This window comes from Streptomyces sp. NPDC092952 (assembly GCF_044754785.1).
Lineage (GTDB): Bacteria > Actinomycetota > Actinomycetes > Streptomycetales > Streptomycetaceae > Streptomyces.
The window spans coordinates 178,964-199,819 of the sequence record NZ_JBIVPT010000010.1; the positions used below are offsets into that span (position 1 = coordinate 178,964).

Genomic DNA, 20,856 nt, shown 5'->3' on the forward strand with positions numbered 1-20,856 from the left:
GGCATTCCTGTCCGCCCGGCCGTCCGGGCGGAGGAACCGGAGGCCACGGGAATCACGAGAGCCCGACCGGGCCTCGAAGAAATGAGAATGGGGGCAGTCCATGGCGTTCGTACCCGGAACACCGAAGAACACCGGGACCCGGCAGCCGTCCCGGGCGGCGCCCGGGACGCCGGATCTCGCCGGTGCGGTCCACGTCTGGTGGTGGCGGCCGCCGCACCGGGTCGTCCCCGACGACCTGGCGCTGCTGGGCACCGACGAGTTCCACCGCGCGCTCACCCTGCTGGCCGAGCGGGACGCGGCCGCCTTCGTGCACACGAGGGCCGGGGCGCGCCGCGCGCTGTCCGAACTACTGCTCGTGGCGCCGCACTCCATCGAGCTGGGCCGGCGCCGGTGCCCCGGCTGCGGGGACCTCGGTCACGGCCCGCCGGTGATCGAGCGTCCCGAGGTGCCGTGGGCGGTCAGCATGTCCCGCACCGCGGGGTGCGGCGTCTTCGCGGTCGGCGAGGGCCACGCCCTCGGGGTCGACGTCGAGGCGGTGCGGCCCATGCGCCGGGCCTCGCTGCACGACTCGGTGCTGACCGACAACGAACGCGCCCATCTGGGGTCGTTGCCGCCCGGACCGGTGCGCGACGCCGGATTCCACCGCGTCTGGACGCGCAAGGAGGCCGTCGTGAAGGCGGCCGGGCTGGGACTGGTGGGCACCGAGCTGAACCGGCTGGAGACCTGGCCGGCCCGGCACGGACCGGTCCGCGTCCTGCACACGCACTCGGGCCGGACCACCGTCTGGTCGGTGCAGGACCTGCGGCTCGACGACCGGGTGGTCGCCGCCCTCGCCCGCCCGCCCGGCACCGCCCCGCCCGGCCCCGTTCACATCCACTCCGTACCCGGCCCGCCGGACGAGACCGGCCGGCCCGACACCGAAGGAAGCCGCCCGTCATGACGACGCATCCCCTGGAGACCGCCCCGCTGCCCCCGGCCGCCCGTACCGGCGCCCCGCGCGCCGACCGCCCCGGGGAGCCCGACGACACCGGGCTGACCCGGTACTTCGCCGAGCTCGCCGCCGCCGTCGAGCAGGCGGACCCCGGTCCCGCCGCGCGCGGCGGCTGGGAGGAGCGCGAACGCGTCCGGGTCTCCTCCTGGGTGCGCGCCGTCTACGAACACCCGCTGTCCTCGGCCGTGTTCGGCCGCCCCGACGGCCCGGTCGCCCACGAGGTGCGGGCCGCCCAGGCCGCCGAGCTCGGCTTCCGTATCGACGTCGGCCGGGGGCGCGCCGTGCCGGCCAAGCCCTCCGCCGAGGTGCGGGCCGTCGCCGCGGTCGCCGCCATGTGGGCGGTCACCGCGGCCGCCTTCGGCCCCGCCGCCCGGCCGCCCCGCGAACGCGTCGTCGCCGACGCGTGGACCGTGGTCCGCGAGACCATCGCCCCGGCGCTCGTCCCCGAGATCCCGACGTACTCCTGGACCCGCGGCACGTGGTGACACCGCGGACGGCGCGGACCCACCGGCCACCGCGGTCATCCGACCGCGGTGGCGCTGTCGTGCGCGGCGGGCCGGCGCCGGGCCGGGACGACCGGTCCGGCCTCCGCCGGGTCCAGCGACGCCGCGTACAGGAGCACCAGTTCATGGCACCGGTACAGCGGCAGCCCCTCGGCGTCGAGTCCCGAGAGGTCGAGCAGCGCGGTGTCCACCAGCGACTCCAGCACCCGCTCGGCCTCGTCCTCCGACACCGCGAGGCGTTCGCCGGCGTCCCGGGCCGAGAACGGCTCCGTACCCGCGCCGGACAGTGCCCGCAGCGCCGACGGCCCCCTGGCGGCCATGCGCCGCACCGACGGAAGCAGCGCCTCCCGCACGTCCAGATCACCGAAGGACAGCTCGGCGAGCCGCTCGGCCGGATCGGCGAGCCGGTCGGCGAACCGGCGGGCCGGCCACGACGGCCGCGCCGCGAGCCGGGCGCCCACCACGGCCAGCGCCAACGGCAGCCCCCCGCAGTAGGCGACCAGGTCGTCGGCGGAGTCCGGGTCGCTGTCCAGCCGCTCCGCACCGGCCGCCTCGGCCAGCATCGCCAGGGACGCGTCGTCGTCCAGCGGCGCGAGGGCCACGGTGTCCGCCCCGGCCACCCGGGCCAGCCGGGCCCGGCTGGTGATCAGCACCGCGGCCTGCGGGCCCACGGGCAGCAGCGGTGCCACCTGGAGGTCGCCGACCGCGTCGTCGAGGACGACCAGAAGCCGTTTGCCGGAGGTCCGCGCACGGTAGAGCCGGACCAGCTCGTCGCGGTCGAGGCCGGGCGGGGAGCCGCCGTCGAGACCGGGCTCGCCCAGCGCCCGCAGCAACCGCACCAGCACCTCGCCGACGTCCTTGGGCGTGCCGTCCCGGTCGCACAGCTCGGCGAAGAGCTGACCGTCGGGGAAACGGTCCGCGCTCTTCTCGGCGGCCCGTACGGCGAGCGCGGTCTTGCCCACCCCCGCCATCCCGGTCACCAGCAGGCGCCGGGGCCGGTCCGTCCCGGCCGCCAGCCGCGACGTCAGCAGGGACAGTTCCGCGGACCGGCCGACCAGCCCGCCCTCGGCGGCCGGAAGCATGGTGGGTGCATCGGACCGCCCCCGCGCTGCCCCTGCACCTCGCAACCCCAGCTCCCCGCCCAGCACGGCCTGGTACGTCGCCCCGAGCACCTCGCCCGGATCCACCCCCAGCTGGTCGACGAGCACCTTGCGCCCCTCGTAGTACGTCTGGAGGGCGTCGGCCTGCCGCCCGCACCGGTACAGCGCGGTCATCAGCTGGGCGCGCAGCCGCTCCCGCACCGGATGCTCACCGACCAGGCCCGTCAGCTCGGCCGTCACCTGCTCGTGCATGCCCAGCGCGAGATCCGCCTCGATGCGGTTCTCCAGCGTCAGCATCCGCGCCTCCTCCAGCTGCGGCAGCTCCGCCTCCAGAAGGAACTCGGTCACGTTCGACAGCGCCGGACCGCGCCACCACCCCAGCGCCCCGGTCAGCAGCCGCTGGGCGTCGGCGTGCCGCCGCTCCCGCAGCGCCTCCCGGCCGAGCCGGTCGAGCCGTTCGAACTCGACGACGTCGATCCGGGCGCCGGGCGCCCGCAGCACGTATCCCGGCTGCCGCCGTACGATCTCGACCCCGTCGCCGAGCAGCTTGCGCAGCCGCGACATGTACGTGTAGATCTGCGCGCTCGCCGTGACGGGCGGGTCCCACCCCCACAGCAGCGCGCCGAGTCTGGAGTCCGAGACGACCCGCCCGTGCGCGAGCAGCATCGCGGCGAGGACCGTGTGCACCTTGGAGCCGGACAACGCGATCCGGTCTCCGTCACGCCGGGCCTCCACCGGCCCGAGAATCCGGAAGTCCATGCGGCAAACCCCTTTCAGGTCTGAGCCTCCTGCATGCCGTCCGAAGGTAGGCGGCGCCCTTATCCATGGGTTATCGCCATCGGCCGGATGTCGATACCGGAGGCCGGAACCACCCCGGACGCGGCCGCGGACCGGGCAGGGGCAAGAGGTCGGACCAGGTCACCGCGGCGGCGGCTCGACCCGTGCCAGCCAGGCGGTGAGCAGCACTTCGAGGTGCGCGGCCTCGTCGGGGGCGAGCTCGTCGAGCATCCGGCGCTCGTTGCGCATGTGGTCGGTGAAGGCCCGGTCGAACAGCTCCCGTCCCGCACCGGTGAGCGCGACCACCCGCCCCCGGCCGTCCTCGGCCGACCGGCGCCGGGCGACCAGCCCGTCGCGTTCGAGCCGGTCGAGGCGTTTGGTCATCGCCCCCGTGGTCACCATGGTGAACGCGGCCAGCTCGCCCGGGGCGCGCTCGAAGGGCTCCCCGGCCCTGCGGAGCGCCGCCAGGACGTCGAACTCGCCCTCGTTCAGCCCGTGCCGCCGGTAGACCAGGCACAACTGCTCGGTCAGCAGGGCGGCCAGGCGGTGGAGCCGGCCGATCACCCCCTGCGGGCCCACGTCCACGTCCGGGCGCTCACGCGCCCACTCGGCCTGGATCCGGGCGACGTGGTCCTCGTAGTCGTTCACCGCCCCAGCATAGCTTCCAAGGAAGCTATATTTCTTCCGTGGAAGCCACTGTCCGATGGACCCTCGTGACGGCGATCGCCCCGGTCGCCTGGGGAACGAACTACTTCGTCACCCACGCCTACCTGCCCTCCGGCCACCCGCTCTACGGCGCGGTGCTCCGGTCCCTGCCCGCGGGGATCCTGCTGCTGGCCCTGCGCCGACGGACACCCCACGGGGCGTGGTGGTGGAAGTCGCTGGTGCTCGGCACCCTCAACATGGGGTCCTTCTTCGCCCTGGTCTACCTTGCGGCCCAGCTGCTGCCGACGAGCATCGCCTCCACCGTCATGGCGGCCTCGCCCCTGGTCCTGATGCTGTCCGCCTGGGCGGTGGTCGCCGAACGCCCCCGGGCCCTTCCCCTGCTGGGCGGCGCCACCGGACTGGCGGGCGTGTGCCTGATGCTGCTCACCGGCACCGCGCGCCCGAACACGCTAGGCGTCCTCGCCTCGGCCACGGCGATGGTGCTGTCCTCCCTCGGCTACGTGCTCGCCAAGCGGTGGAACACCGGGACCGGGACCGATGTCATCGCCTCGACGGCGTGGCAGCTCGTCGCCGGGGGACTGGTCGTGCTCCCGCTCGCCGTCGTCGTCGAAGGAGCACCCCCCTCCCTCGACACGGGCGCGGTCCTCGGATTCGCCTACGTCTCCGTCGTCGCGACCGCGGTCGCCTTCGTCGCCTGGTTCGCCGGGCTGCGCCGGCTGCCGGCGGCCGCGGTCGGCCTGGTCGGACTGCTGAACCCGGTCACCGGGGTACTGCTCGGCACCGCCGTCGCCTCGGAGACCCTCACCCCGCAGCAGCTGTGCGGACTGTTCCTCGTCCTGGCCGGGATCGTGCTCGGGCAGCCCGTCGCCGCCACGGCCGCCGCCAGGATCCGGACCCGGGCCGGTGCGGCGCGCCCCGGCACCGCGGCCCGCACCGGCCGGCGGGACGCCGGCTGAGCGGTACGGGCGCGGCACGGGCCGGAAGCTCAGCGCAGGACCGCCGCCCAGGGCTCCGCGGAGAGGTCGGTACCGGTCAGCACCGAGGCGGAGGGCGCCGGCGACAGCGCCGGTGCCGCGGGTCCGGCGTACGCCGGGCACAGGGCGCCCACGACGTAGCGGTTGAGGGCGTCGTCGATCGGGCTCGGCTCGAAGCCGGTGCCGTCCTCATCGATCCGCTGGTACTTCATCAGGTTCCAGCCCGTGGCCACCTGGCGGCTGCCGTCCGCACTGGACAGCGCGAGCGTTCCGGCACCGAACACCGCTCCGTCGTGGCCCCAGAAACGCCCGCAGCCGGGGATGTCGACGGCGTACAGGCCCAGGCCGTAGTCGATGCCGTCCACCGACACCGTGCGCTGCATCTCCGCGAGCGCCGCCGGGCCGATCAGACGGCCGGTCAGCAGGGCGCGGTAGAAGCGGTTCAGGTCGTCGGTGGTGGAGACGACCGCACCCGCTGTGGAGGCCCAGGACATGTCGTAGACGCTGTAGTCGCGGGGCGGGTCGATCAGCCCGTAGAAGCTCTCGTACATCCGGGAGTGCGGGCCCCGGACGGCGGGGCCGTCCGGGTAGGAGGTGTGGCGCAGCCCGGCGCGGTCGATGACGTTCCGGGCGATGTACGACTCCGCGCTCCGGCCGGTGACCTTGGCGAGGAGCAGCCCGGCGACGACGTAGTTGGTGTTGGAGTAGTGGCCGGGCTGCGCCCCGGGGGCTCCGGTGGCCGGGGCCGCGAGCCCCAGCCGGACCAGCTCCTTCGGGGCGATGGAGCGGAAACGCTCCTCGTCGAGGCTGGCCGTCGAGCCCTGCGCCAGGGACGGGAAGGCGCCCAGCACGTAGTCGCCGATGCCGCTGGTGTGGTTCAGCAGCATCCGGACGGTGATCTGGCGGCCGCGCTGCCCGGGTATCAGGCCGGGCAGGTAGTCGCCGACGGGGGCGTCCAGACGGATGCGGCCGCGTTCGACCTGCTGGAGCACGGCGACCGAGGTGAAGGTCTTGCTGATGCTGCCCACCCGGTGCCGCATCCCCGGCTCCACCGGGCGGCCCGTGTCCACGTCGGCGACGCCCGAGGCCCCGTCCCAGCTCCGGGCGCCGTCACGGACGCTGGAGTAGACGCCGTACATGCCCGCCGCGTGGACGGCGTCCAGGGAACCGCCCAGCGCCGCCGGGTCCAGGCCCGCCCCGGGCGGGGACGGCGCCGAGGAGACGGCCGCCGCCCGGGGTCCGGCACCCGCGAGGGCCACGGGCGCGGCGGCGGTCACCAACAGGGCGGCGGCGGCGACGGTCGAGGCTGTCCGGATGATACGCAAAGGGGAGTCCTTTCCTTCGTGCCCGAAATGCATCCCGGCCATCCTGGTCGGCCGTTCCCGTGGCGGCGTCCTTCCCGGGGACGAGCCGGCACCGACTCCCCTGGCACCACGGACGTGAAACCGCCCCGGCAGAAAGGTACTTGGGTATGACGCGGGCCGGAGCGGGGACCGGACGGCGACGGTCGCGGGGCCCGGCGCGGGCCGTGGCGCGACCGGCGTCCTTCGCGGAACCCCTCACCCGGGCCGCAGGGCGAGCGCGGTACGCGCCTCTCCCACGAGGCGCAGCGAGCCGAACACGACGATCAGGCCGCCGGGCCCGGCGATACCGGCGGCCCGGCGCAGCGCCGAGGGGGTGTCCTCGGCGCTCAGGCACGGTCCTCGGCGGCCGGGGGAGAGCAGGCCGTGCAGGGCGGCGGGGGCCGCGGCCTGGTGCGAGTCGGTGCGGGTGAGGACCAGGGGCCAGTCGGCCGGGAGCGGGGCGAGCATGCCGGAGACGTCCTTGTCGTCCATCGCGGCGAAGACCAGCACGGGCGGGCCCGGGTGTCCCTCGGAGCGGGCCCGGTCCAGGATCTCGGGGGCGACGGTCCGGACCCCCTGCGGATTGGTGGCGCCTTCCAGCAGGACGCGGCCCGTCCAGCCGTCCAGCCGGGCGTGGGGGACGAGTTCGAGGCGGCCGGGCCAGCGGGTGGCCGCCAGCCGGGGACGCAGGCGTTCGGTCTCCGGGTCGCGGATGTGGCCGCGTTCGGCCATCGCGTCCACCGCGGCGATGGCGACCGCGAGGTTGTGGTGCTGGTGTGCGCCGGGCAGGGGGCAGGGCAGATCGCGGTGCACCGCGCGGGGAGTCGTGACGTCCACCAGCGTCGCCGGACCGCGGCCGGCGGTACGGGCGGTGTAGCGGATCTCGTGGTCCACGCGCCACACGGACAGCCCCGTCCGTGTCCTGAGGACCTGTTCCGCGCTGGAGGCCGCCTCGGGGGCCAGCCGCCCGAGGACCACGTGGTCGCCGTCGCGCACGGCCTCGATCTTGGCCCGGGCGATCAGGGCCGGGGAGTCGCCGAGCAGCCGGGTGTGGTCGAGTCCGACACCGGTGAGGACCTTGACGTCCAGGCCGAGTTCCGCGGCCGCGGCCCTGCTTCCCCCGATGCTCGCCTCGGCCACCGCCAGGCCGACGCCGGCCCGCCGGAAGTGCACGGCCGCGGTGGTGGTGAAGACGCCCTGGCTCAGGACGGGCAGACCGTGCCGCTCGATCGCGTCCCAGACCTCGGCGAACGCCGCGGTGTACTCGGCCCGTGTGACGGGAACCCCGTCGATCCGGATCCGTTCCCGGGGCTCCTGCAGATGCGGGCTCGGCATGCTGCCGACCCGTGCGCCGGTCGCGGCCACCGCCGACACCGCGAACGCGCAGGTCGACCCCTTGCCGTTCGTACCGACCACCAGCATCCCGCGCAACTCCCGCTCGGGGCGGCCCAGTACCTCCAGCAGCCTGGAGACGTTCGCCTGCCGCACCGGCCGGGGGAGGCCGTGGGGGTTCTCGTGCATCTTCGCGAGGATGTCGGCGCAGCGTTGGTAGTCCACCCGCCAGATCATGCCACCAGGCGTGACGGACGAGAAGCGGGGAGTGATCACTCCGGGGGCGGGTGTCCGGGCCGCCGCCCACCGGCACACCGCCGCGCGGAGACCCGCCGGGGACGGCCCCGGACGTCGGCCAAGAGCCCCGCAGGCCACCGGGGTTGGCCCTGCGCGGCCCCGCGCACCGGGAGGAGGAGCCCGCTGACGCGCCACCGCTGTTCCGTCGCGGGGACGGTGCCGCCCCGCCCGCCGAGGCCCCGGGGCCGCACCCCGCCCCGCACCGGCGCCCTCACCGACGAGCCCACCGGGACCACTCGCCCGCCCGCCGCGCGACGGGCAACCGGCCCCGCCCATGAACCGCGTTGTCAGAGGCCCTCGCTAGTCTCCCCCTCATATCGCAGCTCAGGGACTTCCGTAGTCCCTGGTTCCGGCTGCGCCGGCATCGGATGGACAGGCGGAGGGGCACGGCTGATGGCGTGGCTGGCAGCGGGTGAGGGGTACGAGATCACCCTTGAGGAAGGGCGTGTGGTCGCACGGCGCGCCGGGGGACGGCAGCTGAAGACGGTGCCGAAGGCGCTGCGCGACAGTCCCGAGGCGGACCGGCTGAAGCAGCTGGCCGAATGGCTGGACCGGCACGCGGCCGCGTGCGTGGCCCAGGTGGACGCCTGGATGGTGTCCTCGCTCCCGGTCCCGACCGAACTGATCGCACGGGTGTGGCCGGACGAGGCGTGGCGGGCGGCGCTGCGCGACATGGCCGTCGTCGGCGACGACCCGGACGAGGCCGGCTTCCTGCGGGACGTCACCGGGGACGGGGAGCTCAAGGTCGTCGACCTCGACGGCGAGACCGTGCGGCTGTCCCCGCGCACGGTGACGCTTCCCCACCCCGTCCTCCTGCCGGACCTGGACGACGTACGGGACTTCGCCGCCGACCTCGGCATCACCCAGAAGGTGGAGCAGATCCACCGGGCGACCTGGACCCGGCCGGACGGACCGGACACCGCGCACCCGCGGACGGCGACGGAGATACGGGACTACGCGGGCGGGAAGTTCGCCTCGCGGTTCGGCCTCGCCGCACGCGCCACCAGCCTCGGCTACCGCGTCTCCGGCGGCTACGCCACCTGCAAGGTGCGCGACCGGGGCGGCAGCACGGAGGCATCGGTGTGGATCGGCGAGCCGTACTGGGACGGGGAGTCGGAGACCGGCGCGCTGAGCTGGCACGACGGGGACGGCCGCGCGGTGCGGCTGACCGAGGTCGGACCAGTCGCCTGGTCCGAGGGGATGCGCATGGCCGCTGCGCTGTACGCCGGCCGCACGATCGAGAAGGGTGAGGGCGCATGACCGCGACGGCTGGGAACAACAACGGGGAACTCCTCGCGGCGGGTGCGGTCCTCCCGGCCGGCACACCGGACGCGGGCCCCTCGGCGGTCGAGCTGACCGCACGGACCTACCGCCACCCGGTCCTCGGCGAGGACCGCGTCGTCGTCCGGCTGGCCGCGGCCGAACTGGGCCCCGCCGAGGACCTCGCCGCGAGCTTCCTCGGACTCCAGCCGCACACCGCTCCCACCGTGGTCGGCCTCGGCCGGCGCCGGGAACTCGGCTTCCCCGAATGGGTGCTGGTCCACCACCCCGAGGACGGGCACCACGCCCTGGCCGTCGTACCGGAACTGGACCGACTGGCCCGGCAGGCCAGGACCAAGCCCAAGGCCGCCCTGGACGCCTGCCACGAACTGGCCGGGCGGCTCGCCCAGTCCGTCCCGCACTTCCTGCCCCTCTTCTACGAGCAGGCCGCACGGATCTTCCTCGGCGTCGAGAACAGCACCTACGCCGGCCAGCTCTTCGGCCGCGCCCGCACGGCCGAGGCACAGCACGGACTGACGGTCGACGAGAACCGGCTCGACGCCGTGTTCCTGGAGTTCGCCCTGGCCGGCGCACTGCCGGTGAAGGTCCTGACCGGCTACGCCAAGGACCTGTCGGCCCGGCTCACCCCCACCGAGGCGTACGAGCGGTTCCGCCGGCTGTGCGTCCGCCGCACCGCCGGCGGCCTCGCCCCCTCCGCCCAGGCCGCGACCGAACTCAAGCGCCTCGCCCGCGCCGCGTCCCTCTCCGGCAGCGAGGCGGAACAGGACCACCTCGCCGAACTCCTCCCGCTCCCGGCCACCCTGCGGGCCGCCACCGGCTGGTGGAAGTCGAACCGCGGCGCGCTGGCCGCCCTGGCCCGGCGCGTCCCGTCCGTACGGGGCACACTGCTGTCGATGACCCCGCCCGGGGACGACGGGGAGACGTCCGACCTGTGGCTGGGGATCCTGGCGGAATCCGGGGCCGACGCCGGTCTCACCGACGCCGGCCTGCCGCAGCAGGAGCAGTGCTCCGACGGCGCGGCCGGCTGGCTGGAACGCTTCCACGCCGCCCGGCACCGCGGCTGGGGCCCGCGCCCGACACCCCCCGCCCTGCTCGCACTGGTCGAGCGGGCGGCCGGCCGGCTCCGCACCGACCTGGCCGCCCGCCCCGACGACCAGCGGTTCCTGCGGATCGGCGTCGAGGACGTGGACCTGCTGGACCTCCTGCTCTCCCTGGGGATCCAGGTCGCCGACCCCGAGAGGAAGCACCTCCGCCACCGCGGCGACAACGCCCTGAACCTGTCGGACTGGGCACGCGGCGAGCAACCACGGGACCTGACCGCACTGGCGGCCGACCCGCGCTTCCGGCCCGCCTTCACCCGCGGGGCCGACAGCTACACCAACGCCTCCTCCGGCACCGACGTGATGCGGCGGCTGGCCGCCTCCCCGGGCGGCCGCCCGATGCTCACCGAGTGGATGCGCGAGGTGGCCGCCTCCTCGGTGACGGCCGGGCTGCCCGGACTGCCGCAGGCGATCGAACGCCTCTCGTGGCTGCCCGCCGAGGCACTCGCCCTCGCACCGCGCGAGGTCGCGACCGCGGCCGGGGCCGATCTCGGCGAAGCCGTGGCCCGCACCCTGCGCGGCGGCCTGTGGGAGGAACTGCGCTGGCCGGTGTGGGAAGAGGCCCTGGAACACCTGGCACCCGGACACCACAGCACCGAGGGCCTCACGGTCGCCGAGGCATGGCCGTACCTGATCGTGGCCAACGCCACCCAGGCACGCGTCATCGACGCCGACTCCACCGTTCTCGTCCACGACCTGCGGACACCCGCCACCTCCGTGTGGCGCACGGGCTTCCACTACGTGGACGGCGCGCTGCTGGTGTTCTGGAGCACCTACGGCCGGGGCGAACCGCAGGGCTACTGGCACACCGCACCCGACACGGTGTTCACGCTCCCGGGCCTCGACTCCTGGGCCATGCGCTCGGACCACCTCAGCCTGCAGCTCCCCACCGGCGGCCGGGCCACCGGCGGGGGAGTCCTCCACACCGGCGACACCAAGCTGCCCGCCGAACGCGCGCTGCTGTCCGACGGCACCTCGTACTGGGTGTGGCGGGAAAGGGACGGGGAGGAACCGGGCGGCTGGCTCGAACACGACCCCGTGAGCGGCACGTACGGCCGGCGCTCCCAGCCCGGCTTCCTCGCCGACGCACTGCTGCCGCACACCCCCGGAACCGAACTGGTGGCCCGGTCCTGCCGGCTGCGGCCCGCCCCGGCGGTGGCCGGATCGGCCCAGGGGACGTCCGCGGACGGGCTCCTCGGCTGGCGCGTCGTACGGCTGCCCGACGGCACCCACCACGGCGAGGACACCACCGGACGGACCGTCACCCTCCCCAAGGGCGCCGAGCGGCCGGTCGGCGCCCTCACGTTCCCCGGCGACGACCGGCCACGGGCCCTGACCCGGCAGTGGCGCGAGCTGTCGCTCAACGACCCGGACGGCCTGGTCACGGCGACCGCCCACTGCGAACACCACAACAACCTGTACGGGACCGCCGCCCAGGCCCTGCCGCCCCTGCCGTACCTGCACATGCTGCGCGCCCGCGACCCGCAGGGCTCGGCGGCACTGCGGGTCGCCGACACGGAGTCGGCCGGGGCCCTGCTGAAGGCGGCCGCGCTCGCGGAACGGGCAACGGACCTGCCCGCACTGGTGCGCACCGCACTGCCCCGCCTCTCGGCACCCGAACTGGTCGCCGGTGTGGTGAAGGTGCTGCGCTTCGCGATGCAGCAGCAGAAGACGCTGGACGCCGTGGCCGCACGCCTCGACCCCACCGGCCGGCCCGCGGAGGACCGGACCCAGGGACCGAGCGACCGGACGCTCGCCAAGGCACTGCACGGCATCACCGACGCCGAACGCTCCTACTACAGCTACGGCGCGGACACCGACGTGACCCACCGCTACCTGGAGGCCCTGGCGTCCGTGCGCGCCGACACCGCCGCCACGGTCCCGCCGGGCCGGCTCCACTTCGACCTGCCGTCACTGCCGTACTCGTCACTGCCGTTCGTCCCGCTCCTGGACGAGCCGGCCGCCATCGCCTACCGGGCCGTCGCACCCGGCGGCGACCCGGAACACCGGGCGGCCCTCCTCGACATCCTGGGCCGGGTCGACGCGCTGGGACTGGCCTCGACGGAGGCCTCGGCCACCCACTGGCGCCGGGTCACGGTCCGCCTGACCACCCCCCACCTGCACACACCGGACGGCCAGCGGCGCACCCCCGCCCACCGCAGCGTGCTGCCCCTGGGCGGCGGCGCCGCGCTCGGCTTCACCGAGCACAACACCGAGATCGACGGCGGCCGGGAGTTCGACGCGCTGTTCCACGACCCGGACGGCCGCTTCGAGGTCCCCGGCCCCTACACCGGCAGCGGCGGGACCCGGGTCGGCGACCGGACACGCGGCGCCGACTGGCTGACCCGCTTCCTCGAAGAGGCCCGGACCCGCGAGGCCGCGCCCTTCTCGCCCCGGGCCGCCGACGAGTTCAGCAGCCTCACCGGCGCCTCCCGGGCCCTGGCCCGGATCCTTCTCGCGGGCATGCCCGCCATCGACAGCTGGGAGAACAACTTCCTGCCCGCCGAACTGCGCAGGACACTCGGCCTGAAGGTGGCCGAGGCGGGACACGCCCGCGACGAACTGCGCGCACTGCCGGCCGAGGTACGCCGCGCGCTCCTCGCGGCACTCCTGCCCGGCACCCCGGCACGGCTGTGGAACGAGGGCCCCGACGTGGCGGCGGCCGCCGCCGTGTGGAACGCGAAGGTGGGACGCCGCCGCCAGGTGCCCGACTGGCTGACGGCGGAGGCCGCCCGCGCCACGCGCGGCGGCTGGCCCGTGCACCGGGCCCTCCCGGCCCTGCTGGAACCGGAGTCCTCCCCGGAGCTCTCCACCGACGTGCCGTGGCGCATCGAGGGCGACCGCCCGGTACCGGCGACCCCCGCCGACACACCGTTCACCTCGTCGGTCCTGGCCGGCGCCATGAGCCTGACGGCCTGGCTCGCCCACCGGCTGCCCGCCGGCGACCCGGTCAGGGCGGCACTGCCCAGCGCCCTGACCGCCGTACGGCAACGGCTCGCGGCCCCCGAACTGCTGCTCTCCGTCGGGCACTACAGCAGCCTCGCGGACTTCCGGAAGGTGGCCGGCGCCCCGACCCGGACCGCACCCGACCACGAGCAGTACGGCGCGGTGCTCATGGCCACGCAGGACGGCCAGCCCCAGCCGGCCGTCCGCCCCGCCCTGCTGGACCCCACCGGATCCGACCCCTACCTGGCGGCACTGCGCGGCGCCGACCAGCAGCCGACCCAGACCGAGGCGGCCCTGCGCCGCGCCTACGACCCGGCGTTCGCCCGGCTGCTGGCCGACCCGGGCGCCCCCGCGGCCGGAACGGCGGACGACGAGGGCCTGTGGTGGCCGCAGGACCCGTCCCGCTCGGTGCCCGGACACGTCGCCGAGGTCGCCGGGAAGCACGCACTGACCGCCGACGCGGCGACGCTCTACCTGATGCTGCTCGCCCTGCCCGACCCGACGGACCGCAACACCGCGCGATGGACGGGATGGAAGCCGGCCCGGCTCAAGGCGGCCCGCACCGGACTCGCCGCGACCGACCTGGTGGTGACGGCCGTACGGGCCCGGGCGGGACGCTCCCTGTTCCTGCCGGGCGCCTGGGCGGAGCAGTCGGCCCCCGTCCTGCCCGTCGAGCAGTGGAAACTGCCGATGTACGGGACCGCCACCGGCGGCCGTCCCGCGCTGGGCGCCCTGGTCCCGCTCGAACCGGCCGCGGAACTGTTCACCCGGGCCTGGCGGCGGATCCTCGAAGGCGACCTCCCGCGCTTCGAGGAACTGAAGGTGCGGCGCACCAGGCGCCGCCGCTGAACCACCACGGCCCCTCACCGGGCCGCCCGCCACCAGGACGGCGCGGCGCCCCCGCACCCCGGGCGCGCCGCGCCGCCCCCCGTACGCATCCCGCGAACCACGACGAAGGACCCCGCATGACCGCCACCGAACAGACCGCACCCGCCCGGCAGGGCCGGCCGGCCGAGGAACACCACGCCACCGAACTCGCCTTCCTCGCCGCCCAGGACACCGGCCCCCGCCCGCCCGGCTGGGCACTCACCCCCCGCGCGGTCGTCACGTTCGTCTGCGGCAGCGACGGCGCGGAACTGACCCTGCCCCGGAGCCGGACCGGCCTCCCGCCGAAGCTGGTGATCGCCCCGAAGTTCGTCGGCGAACGCGCCCTGGTCGAACGCTGCGTGGTCACCCTCGCCGGAGAACGCGGACTGCTGCTCACCGGCGAACCCGGCACGGCCAAGTCGATGCTGTCGGAACTCCTCGCGGCCGCCGTCAGCGGCACCAGCGCCCTGACCGTGCAGGGCACCGCGGGCACCACCGAGGACGCGTTCCGCTACGGCTGGAACTACGCCCTGCTCCTCGCCCAGGGCCCCACCCCGCAGGCCCTGGTGGACTCCCCGGTCCTGGCCGCCATGCGGGCCGGACGGGTCGTGCGGGTCGAGGAGATCACCCGCTGCCTGCCCGAGGTCCAGGACGCCCTCGTCTCCATCCTGTCCGACCGGCGGATGAGCGTGCCCGAGCTGACCGCCACCGAGGACGCGGTCGTCCGCGCCGCCCCCGGCTTCACCGTCATCGCCACCGCCAACCTCCGCGACCGGGGCGTCTCGGAGATGTCGGCCGCGCTCAAGCGCCGCTTCAACTTCGAGACCGTCGACCCGATCGCCGACGCCGACGCCGAAGCGGTCCTGATCCGCCGCCAGGCGGTCGCCGCCGTGCAGCGCGCGGGCGCGGCCTTCGCCGTCGACGAAGCCGTCCTCGACGCCCTCGTCACCGTTTTCCGCGACCTGCGCTCCGGCCGCTCCACCGAGGGCTGGGACGTGGAACGGCCCGGCACGGTCATGTCCACCGCCGAGGCCGTCCAGGTCGCGGCGTCCCTCGGGGTCGCGGCCGCCTACCTGCCCGGCGGGGACGTGCTCGACCTGCTGCCGGGACACCTGCTCGGCGTGGTCCGCAAGGACGACCCCGCCGACCACGCACGGCTGCTGGGCTACTGGGACGGCCCGGTGCGCCGCCGGGCGGAGAACGGCTCGGCGATGTGGCGCCGGCTCTGGGACCTGCGCGGGAGCCTGCGTTGACCGCCCCGGACCCGCGCACGGCCGTGGACGCGCTGGCCGCGTCGCGCACCCCGTACCTGCTGGGGGTGCGCCACCACAGCCCGGCCCTGGCCGCGGTGGTGCCCGCCCTGCTCGACGAGGCACGGGCCGACGTGGTCTGCGTCGAGCTGCCGGCCGACTTCCGGCCCTGGCTCGAACACCTCGCGGACCCCGGGACCGTCGCCCCGGTCGCCCTGGCCGGCGCGGGCGAAGGAGGACGGCTCTCGTTCTACCCGTTCGCCGACTTCTCGCCCGAACTCGCCGCCATCCGCTGGGCCGCGGGCAGGGGAGCGGAGGTCGTCTGCTGCGACCTGCCCCTCGCCGACCCGGGCTGGTCGGCGCACGAACCCGGACCGGCCCCCGCACCGGACGGGACCGGGACCGCGCACCCCGGTGCCCCCCTCGACGCCACGGACACGTCCGGTCCCGTTCCCGGTGACGGGGCGGCACGGGCACCGCACTCCTACGCCGAGGCGCTCGCCGCCGCCGGGACCGGCCGGGACGGGGACGACCTGTGGGACCGCGCGGTGGAGGTACTGGCCCCGGGGTGCGCCCCGGACGCGGTGCGCCGCGCCGCACTGGGCGTGGGCTGGGCCCTGCGCGCCGACGCCGCCGTACCCGCCGCCGACCTGGCGCGGGAGGAACGGATGCGGCAGGTGATCGCCGCCGCCTCGGCCCACGGGCGCCGGGTGGCGGCCGTGATCGGCGCCTTCCACGCCCCCGCGCTCCTCACGCCCGCACAGGCCGGCACCGGAGCGGAGGCCGGAGCCGGGAAGAAGACCACCACGGCGCCCGACAACCCGGCGGTGACCTCCCTCGTGCCGTACTCCTTCGACCTGCTCGACTCCCGGTCCGGCTACCCGGCCGGAATCCGCGACCCGCTCTGGCAGCAGGCGGTGCTCACCACCGCCGGCGATCCGGAACGGATCCGGGAAGCCGCCGGCGACGCGGTGACCGCCCTCTGCCGCGAACTGCGCCGCAACGGCCACACCGCGGGGACCGGCGAGGCCGCCGAGACCCTGCGCCTGGCCTGCGACCTGGCCGCCCTGCGCGGCCTGCCCGCACCCGGACGCGGCGAACTCCTGGAAGCCGTCACCACCGTCCTCGGCCAGGGCGAACCCCTCGGCCGGGGCCGGGCCCTGGCCCGCGCGCTGGAGACCGTGTTCGTCGGCACCACCCGCGGCCGGATCACCCCGCACGCGCCCCGGTCCGGCCTCGGCCCCTCGGTCGAGGCCGAACTCGCACAACTGCGCCTGCCCCGCCCCGACGACCCCGCCCCCCGCGACCTGCGCCTGGACCCGCTCCGCTCACCGCTGGACGCCCGCCGCGAAGCGCTCCTCCAACGGCTGCTGGTGATCGGCGCCTCCTACGGCGAACCCCTGGACGTGGCCGGCACCGGCGACGGCACCGCACTCGGCACCCGATGGCGTGCCACCTGGACACCCTCCGTACCCGCACGCCTCGACCTCGCGGGCGTACGCGGAGTGACCGCGGCCCAGGCCGCCGCCGGCACACTCACCGCGACCGCCCGCCACGAGGCCGCCGAAGGCGGACCCACCCCGGCGCAGATCCTCACCGGACTGACCGCCGCCGCCCGCTGCGACCTGCCCGAACTCGTCGACGCACGCCTGCACGAGGCAACCGCCGTACTGCCCCGCGACGCCGACCTGCCCGAACTCCTCCAGGCCCTGGACCTGCTGGAAGGACTGCGACGCGGCCACTACCCCGCCACCCCCCACCACACCCGCACCACGGCCGGCACACTCGCCGAGGAACTCCTCGAAGCCGCGGTCCGCTCCCTGCCCGGCCTCGCCGGAAGCGACAGCGAAGCCGACGCCGCCGCACTGGTCGCCCTCGCGGACCGGGCAGCCACCCGCCACCTGGGCCTGCGCCTGGACCAAGCCCTGGCCGAACTCGCGGACGGGGGCGCACCACTCGTCCAGGGCGCGGCCCTGGCCGTACGCGTCCTGCTCGACCTGGACGACGCGACCGGACTGGGCGGACGCACGGCCGGCTGGATCGACGGAGCCACGGCCCCCGACACCCGCCGGGCCCTGACGAAACGCCTCACCGGACTGCTCACCGCCGCCGGACCGCTGCTCCAGGCGTCACCGGACGCCCTGACCCCCCTCATGGACCGGATCGACACCCTGACCGACCAGGACTTCCTCGACCGGCTCCCGGCCCTGCGCGGCGGCTTCGACACACTGCCCCCGGCCGCCCGCGACAGACTGCTCACCACCGTGACGGACCGGCTCGGCGACCGGCTCGACCTGTCGCTCGACGCCCCGCCCGAACTGCTCGCCCTGTGGGCGGCGGCCGACGCCGCCGGCTCGGCGGCCCTCCAAGCCCTCGGCCTGCCCCACCCGGACACGAACACGCACCCCGGCCCCGAACCGGACCCGGACCCGGCCGGAACACCCCGCCCCGCCCCGGACACCGCCACGAACGGCCCCGACCGGCGCCTGGGCCGCACCGACCGCTGGCGCCTGCTCCTGGGCCGCCACAAGGAACGGCTCACCGGCGACGCCCGCCGCTACGCCCACGCCCTGGACGAGCTCTACGGCCGCGGCCGCGGCGAAGGCGCACACGACCCCGGCACCACCGCCCCGGGCCAGGGCGGCGGCCAGGACCCCTCCTTCCCCACCGCCCGGGAGTGGGCACGGGAACTGGAGGCCCTCTTCGGCACCGACGTACGCGAGGAGGTCCTCGCCGAGGCCGCCGACACGGGACGCACCGACGTCCTCGCCCAGCTCGACCCGGCAGCGGTACGCCCGTCCGTCGAACTCCTCGGCTCGGTGCTGTTCCTGGCCGGAGGCATGCCCGAGGCCCAACTCGCCCGGCTGCGACCCCTGGTGAAGCGGCTCGTCGACGAACTGTCCCGGCAGCTGGCCACCCGCCTGCGCCCGGCGCTCACCGGCCTGGCCACCCCCCGCCCGACCCGCCGCCCCGGCGGACGCCTCGACCTCGCCCGCACCCTGCGCGCCAACCTCGCCCACACCCGGCGGACACCGGACGGCCGGCTCGTCGTCGTACCGGAGCGCCCGCTGTTCAGCACCCGGGCGAGCAAGGAGGCGGACTGGCGCCTGGTCCTCGTCGTCGACGTCTCCGGCTCGATGGAGGCATCGGTGATCTGGTCGGCGCTGACCGCCGCCGTCCTCGGCGGGGTCCCCACCCTGTCCACGCACTTCCTGGCCTTCTCCACCCAGGTCATCGACCTGACCGACCGGGTCGAGGACCCGCTGTCCCTGCTCCTGGAGGTCCGGGTCGGCGGCGGCACGCACATCGCCGCCGGCCTCGCGCACGCGCGCTCGCTGATCACCGTGCCCAGCCGCACCCTCGTCGTCGTGGTCAGCGACTTCGAGGAGGGCGCACCGCTCGGCCACCTGCTGGGCGAGGTCCGCGCCCTGGCCTCCAGCGGCGCCCACCTGCTGGGCTGCGCGGCACTCGACGACACCGGCACCCCCCGCTACTCGGTGCCCGTGGCACGCCGGCTCGTCGCGGCCGGAATGCCGGTGGCCGCCCTCAGCCCGCTCGAACTCGCCCGCTGGGTGGGCGACCGCCTCCGTGGAGAACCCCGTTGAGCACCCGCACCCTGCCCCCCGTCGCCCCCGACGTCCTCGCCGACGCCGTGGAGCAGCTCAGCCCGCGCCTGCGCAGGAAACTCGACGCGGCGATCACGGACTGCGCCGCCCGGGCCTCGGCCACGGCCGACGGGGCGGTCGAGGTCCCCTTCGGCGAGGACGCCGCGGTCACCCTGCGCCCCGGCCCGTCCGGCACCGTCACGGAACCCGGACAGGCCGTGTGCACCTGCCTGCTGGCCCCGCGCTGCCTGCACCGGGCCGCGGTCCTGGGCGCCGCCCCCCTCGCCGACGGCGACGACGGTACGGACCCCACGCCCCCCGGCACCTGCACGGAACCGGACCCGGACCCGGAGGAGGCCGCGCCCGCCACCGCCCCGCCCGCCCCCGCCCCGGCACAGGTCCGCGCCGCCACGGCGCTGTGGGACGCCGCCGCCGAGGCCCTGTCCGCCGGCGTCACCGCGGGCGGCGCCGTGGTGCAGGCCGAGCTGCTCCGCGCCGCCCACACCGCCCGGCTGGCCGGGCTGCCCCGGGCCGAAGCGGCCGCACTCACCGTCGTACGGGGCCTGAGAGCCGCCCGGGACCGGAGCGGGGAACAGCGCCTCGCCGACCTCACCGGAGCCTTCCGCGAGCTGCTGGCGGGCGCCGCCCTGCTCGCCGCCGGGACCGCCGGAACGGACGCGGCGCGCCCCGCCCGCCGGGTCTACGAACAGGGCGGCACCCTGCGGGTGCACGGCCTGTGCCGGGAGCCGGTGCTGTCCGCGACGGGATACGGCGGGGTGACCACGCACCTGGTCGGCCCGGACGGCGCCCACTACACGGTGTCCGACGTGCGCCCCGGCGGCCTCGCCCGCGCGAAGGGCGCGGGATCCGCGTCCGTGGCACTGGGCGGCGCCGTCCTCGACCACGCCGGGCTGGCCCGCGGCGGCCTGCGGATCGTCGGCGCGACCGTCTCCGCGGACGGGCGGCTCGGCGCGGGACGGAAGGTCGGGGCGACACCGCTGCGCGGGGTGGACTGGTCCGAGGAACCGGCCGCCGCCCTCTTCGCCCGCCCGGTGCGCGAGGCGATGGCCGCCGTCCTCGCCGACCGCGCCCCCGGCGGCCCGGCACCGGAGCTGCTGGGCTGCGACACGGAGGTGATCGGCGCGGCCGACGGCTTCGTCGTCGTCCGTGTCACCGGCGGGGGACCGCTGCTGAGGCTGCGCCCCGCCCACCCCCACCCGGAACTGCCGCACGCCGCCAACCTGCGACGGATCGCCGAACACCCCGGGCTCGCCCTGCGCGTGCTCGGCCGCCCCGACCTGGACCGGGCGGCGACGCTCCTGCCGCTGGCGGTCGGGCCGGTGCCGGGGGAGTCCGCCACCCTGCGCCTGCCGGAGGCGTGGAAGGGCCGTGCCGACCTGGGCTACGACCGGCTCCAGGGCGAGCACTTCCCCACCCGGCCGGCGGGAGGGGCGGCCGGCGGGCCGGTCACCGCGGGCCCCGACCCGCTGGCCCTGGCACCGCTGTGGCGGGTCCGGCGCCTGCTGGAGACGGGTGTCGCGGGCGGCCGGCGCGCCGTGGCCGAGGCGGGCCGGGGGCCGGACGCCGCCTCCCTCCCCGCCCGCCTGACCCGGGCGGGGCTCGGCCGGGCGGCCCGGCTCGCGCAGGAACTGACGGCGGAGGCGGGCCGCCGCCCCCGCGACCCCTTCGGCCGCCTAGCCGACCCCTCCGCCGACGCCTACGCCCGGGCCTGGCTCGCCTCGGCCGTGCATCTGGCCGCCGCGGAACGCTCGCTGCTGGCCGCGTCCTGGTCGCACCCCGAGGCCTGAGCCCGGCCGCCCCAAC

The 20,856-nt window shown here is 76.1% G+C and carries 12 protein-coding genes; 8 read left to right on the forward strand and 4 right to left on the reverse strand.

Annotation, left to right across the window (positions count from 1 at the left end):
- Positions 1–100: 100 nt before the first annotated feature.
- A complete protein-coding gene (locus ACIQGQ_RS23910) occupies positions 101–940 on the forward strand; it encodes a 4'-phosphopantetheinyl transferase family protein (RefSeq protein ID WP_402398675.1) in 840 nt (279 codons plus the stop codon).
- Entirely contained in the window at positions 937–1,476 is a 540-nt protein-coding gene (locus ACIQGQ_RS23915; protein WP_402398676.1) for a hypothetical protein, read from the forward strand. The genes ACIQGQ_RS23910 and ACIQGQ_RS23915 overlap by 4 nt, the downstream gene beginning before the upstream one ends.
- Before the next feature lie 35 nt (positions 1,477–1,511).
- Here ACIQGQ_RS23915 and ACIQGQ_RS23920 read toward each other — a convergent pair whose 3' ends face one another.
- Positions 1,512–3,353 carry a BTAD domain-containing putative transcriptional regulator gene (locus ACIQGQ_RS23920; RefSeq protein WP_402398677.1) on the reverse strand — a complete coding sequence of 614 codons (1,842 nt, stop codon included), beginning with the start codon at positions 3,351–3,353 and terminating at the stop codon, positions 1,512–1,514.
- Positions 3,354–3,512: 159 nt separating this feature from the next.
- A complete protein-coding gene (locus tag ACIQGQ_RS23925; RefSeq protein WP_402398678.1) occupies positions 3,513–4,019 on the reverse strand; it encodes a MarR family winged helix-turn-helix transcriptional regulator in 507 nt (168 codons plus the stop codon).
- Positions 4,020–4,057: 38 nt separating this feature from the next.
- Here ACIQGQ_RS23925 and ACIQGQ_RS23930 point away from each other — a divergent pair, with 38 nt between their 5' ends.
- Positions 4,058–4,993 carry an EamA family transporter gene (locus tag ACIQGQ_RS23930; protein WP_402398679.1) on the forward strand — a complete coding sequence of 312 codons (936 nt, stop codon included), beginning with the start codon at positions 4,058–4,060 and terminating at the stop codon, positions 4,991–4,993.
- Between the two features lie 29 nt (positions 4,994–5,022).
- Here ACIQGQ_RS23930 and ACIQGQ_RS23935 read toward each other — a convergent pair whose 3' ends face one another.
- Positions 5,023–6,336, reverse strand: a complete 1,314-nt coding sequence (locus tag ACIQGQ_RS23935; protein ID WP_402398680.1) for a serine hydrolase domain-containing protein — start codon at positions 6,334–6,336, stop codon at positions 5,023–5,025.
- A gap of 234 nt (positions 6,337–6,570) precedes the next feature.
- The gene (locus ACIQGQ_RS23940) at positions 6,571–7,911 is read right to left on the reverse strand and encodes a bifunctional folylpolyglutamate synthase/dihydrofolate synthase (protein ID WP_402398682.1); all 1,341 of its coding nucleotides are present in this window, start codon (positions 7,909–7,911) and stop codon (positions 6,571–6,573) included.
- 465 nt (positions 7,912–8,376) lie between these two features.
- Here ACIQGQ_RS23940 and ACIQGQ_RS23945 point away from each other — a divergent pair, with 465 nt between their 5' ends.
- The 5 genes from ACIQGQ_RS23945 to ACIQGQ_RS23965 all read left to right on the forward strand — a co-directional run bounded on the left by ACIQGQ_RS23945 (position 8,377) and on the right by ACIQGQ_RS23965 (position 20,840).
- The gene (locus ACIQGQ_RS23945) at positions 8,377–9,243 is read left to right on the forward strand and encodes a DUF4132 domain-containing protein (protein WP_402398684.1); all 867 of its coding nucleotides are present in this window, start codon (positions 8,377–8,379) and stop codon (positions 9,241–9,243) included.
- Positions 9,240–14,159 carry a DNA-binding protein gene (locus tag ACIQGQ_RS23950; RefSeq protein ID WP_402398685.1) on the forward strand — a complete coding sequence of 1,640 codons (4,920 nt, stop codon included), beginning with the start codon at positions 9,240–9,242 and terminating at the stop codon, positions 14,157–14,159. The genes ACIQGQ_RS23945 and ACIQGQ_RS23950 overlap by 4 nt, the downstream gene beginning before the upstream one ends.
- A 116-nt stretch (positions 14,160–14,275) precedes the next feature.
- Positions 14,276–15,430, forward strand: a complete 1,155-nt coding sequence (locus tag ACIQGQ_RS23955; protein ID WP_402398687.1) for an AAA family ATPase — start codon at positions 14,276–14,278, stop codon at positions 15,428–15,430.
- Entirely contained in the window at positions 15,427–19,032 is a 3,606-nt protein-coding gene (locus ACIQGQ_RS23960) for a DUF5682 family protein (protein ID WP_402398688.1), read from the forward strand. Before ACIQGQ_RS23955 ends, ACIQGQ_RS23960 begins: the two co-directional genes overlap by 4 nt.
- Positions 19,029–20,840, forward strand: coding sequence for a hypothetical protein (locus tag ACIQGQ_RS23965; protein WP_402398690.1), 1,812 nt, complete (start codon positions 19,029–19,031; stop codon positions 20,838–20,840). Before ACIQGQ_RS23960 ends, ACIQGQ_RS23965 begins: the two co-directional genes overlap by 4 nt.
- Positions 20,841–20,856: the final 16 nt, after the last annotated feature.

What these genes read in the sequence shown, in the direction of transcription:
- ACIQGQ_RS23955 (WP_402398687.1), top strand. Translation starts at nt 14,276, where the DNA reads ATGACCGCCACCGAACAGACCGCACCCGCCCGGCAGGGCCGGCCGGCC.
- ACIQGQ_RS23920 (WP_402398677.1), bottom strand. Translation starts at nt 3,353, where the DNA reads ATGGACTTCCGGATTCTCGGGCCGGTGGAGGCCCGGCGTGACGGAGAC.
- ACIQGQ_RS23950 (WP_402398685.1), top strand. Translation starts at nt 9,240, where the DNA reads ATGACCGCGACGGCTGGGAACAACAACGGGGAACTCCTCGCGGCGGGT.
- ACIQGQ_RS23915 (WP_402398676.1), top strand. Translation starts at nt 937, where the DNA reads ATGACGACGCATCCCCTGGAGACCGCCCCGCTGCCCCCGGCCGCCCGT.
- ACIQGQ_RS23945 (WP_402398684.1), top strand. Translation starts at nt 8,377, where the DNA reads ATGGCGTGGCTGGCAGCGGGTGAGGGGTACGAGATCACCCTTGAGGAA.
- ACIQGQ_RS23910 (WP_402398675.1), top strand. Translation starts at nt 101, where the DNA reads ATGGCGTTCGTACCCGGAACACCGAAGAACACCGGGACCCGGCAGCCG.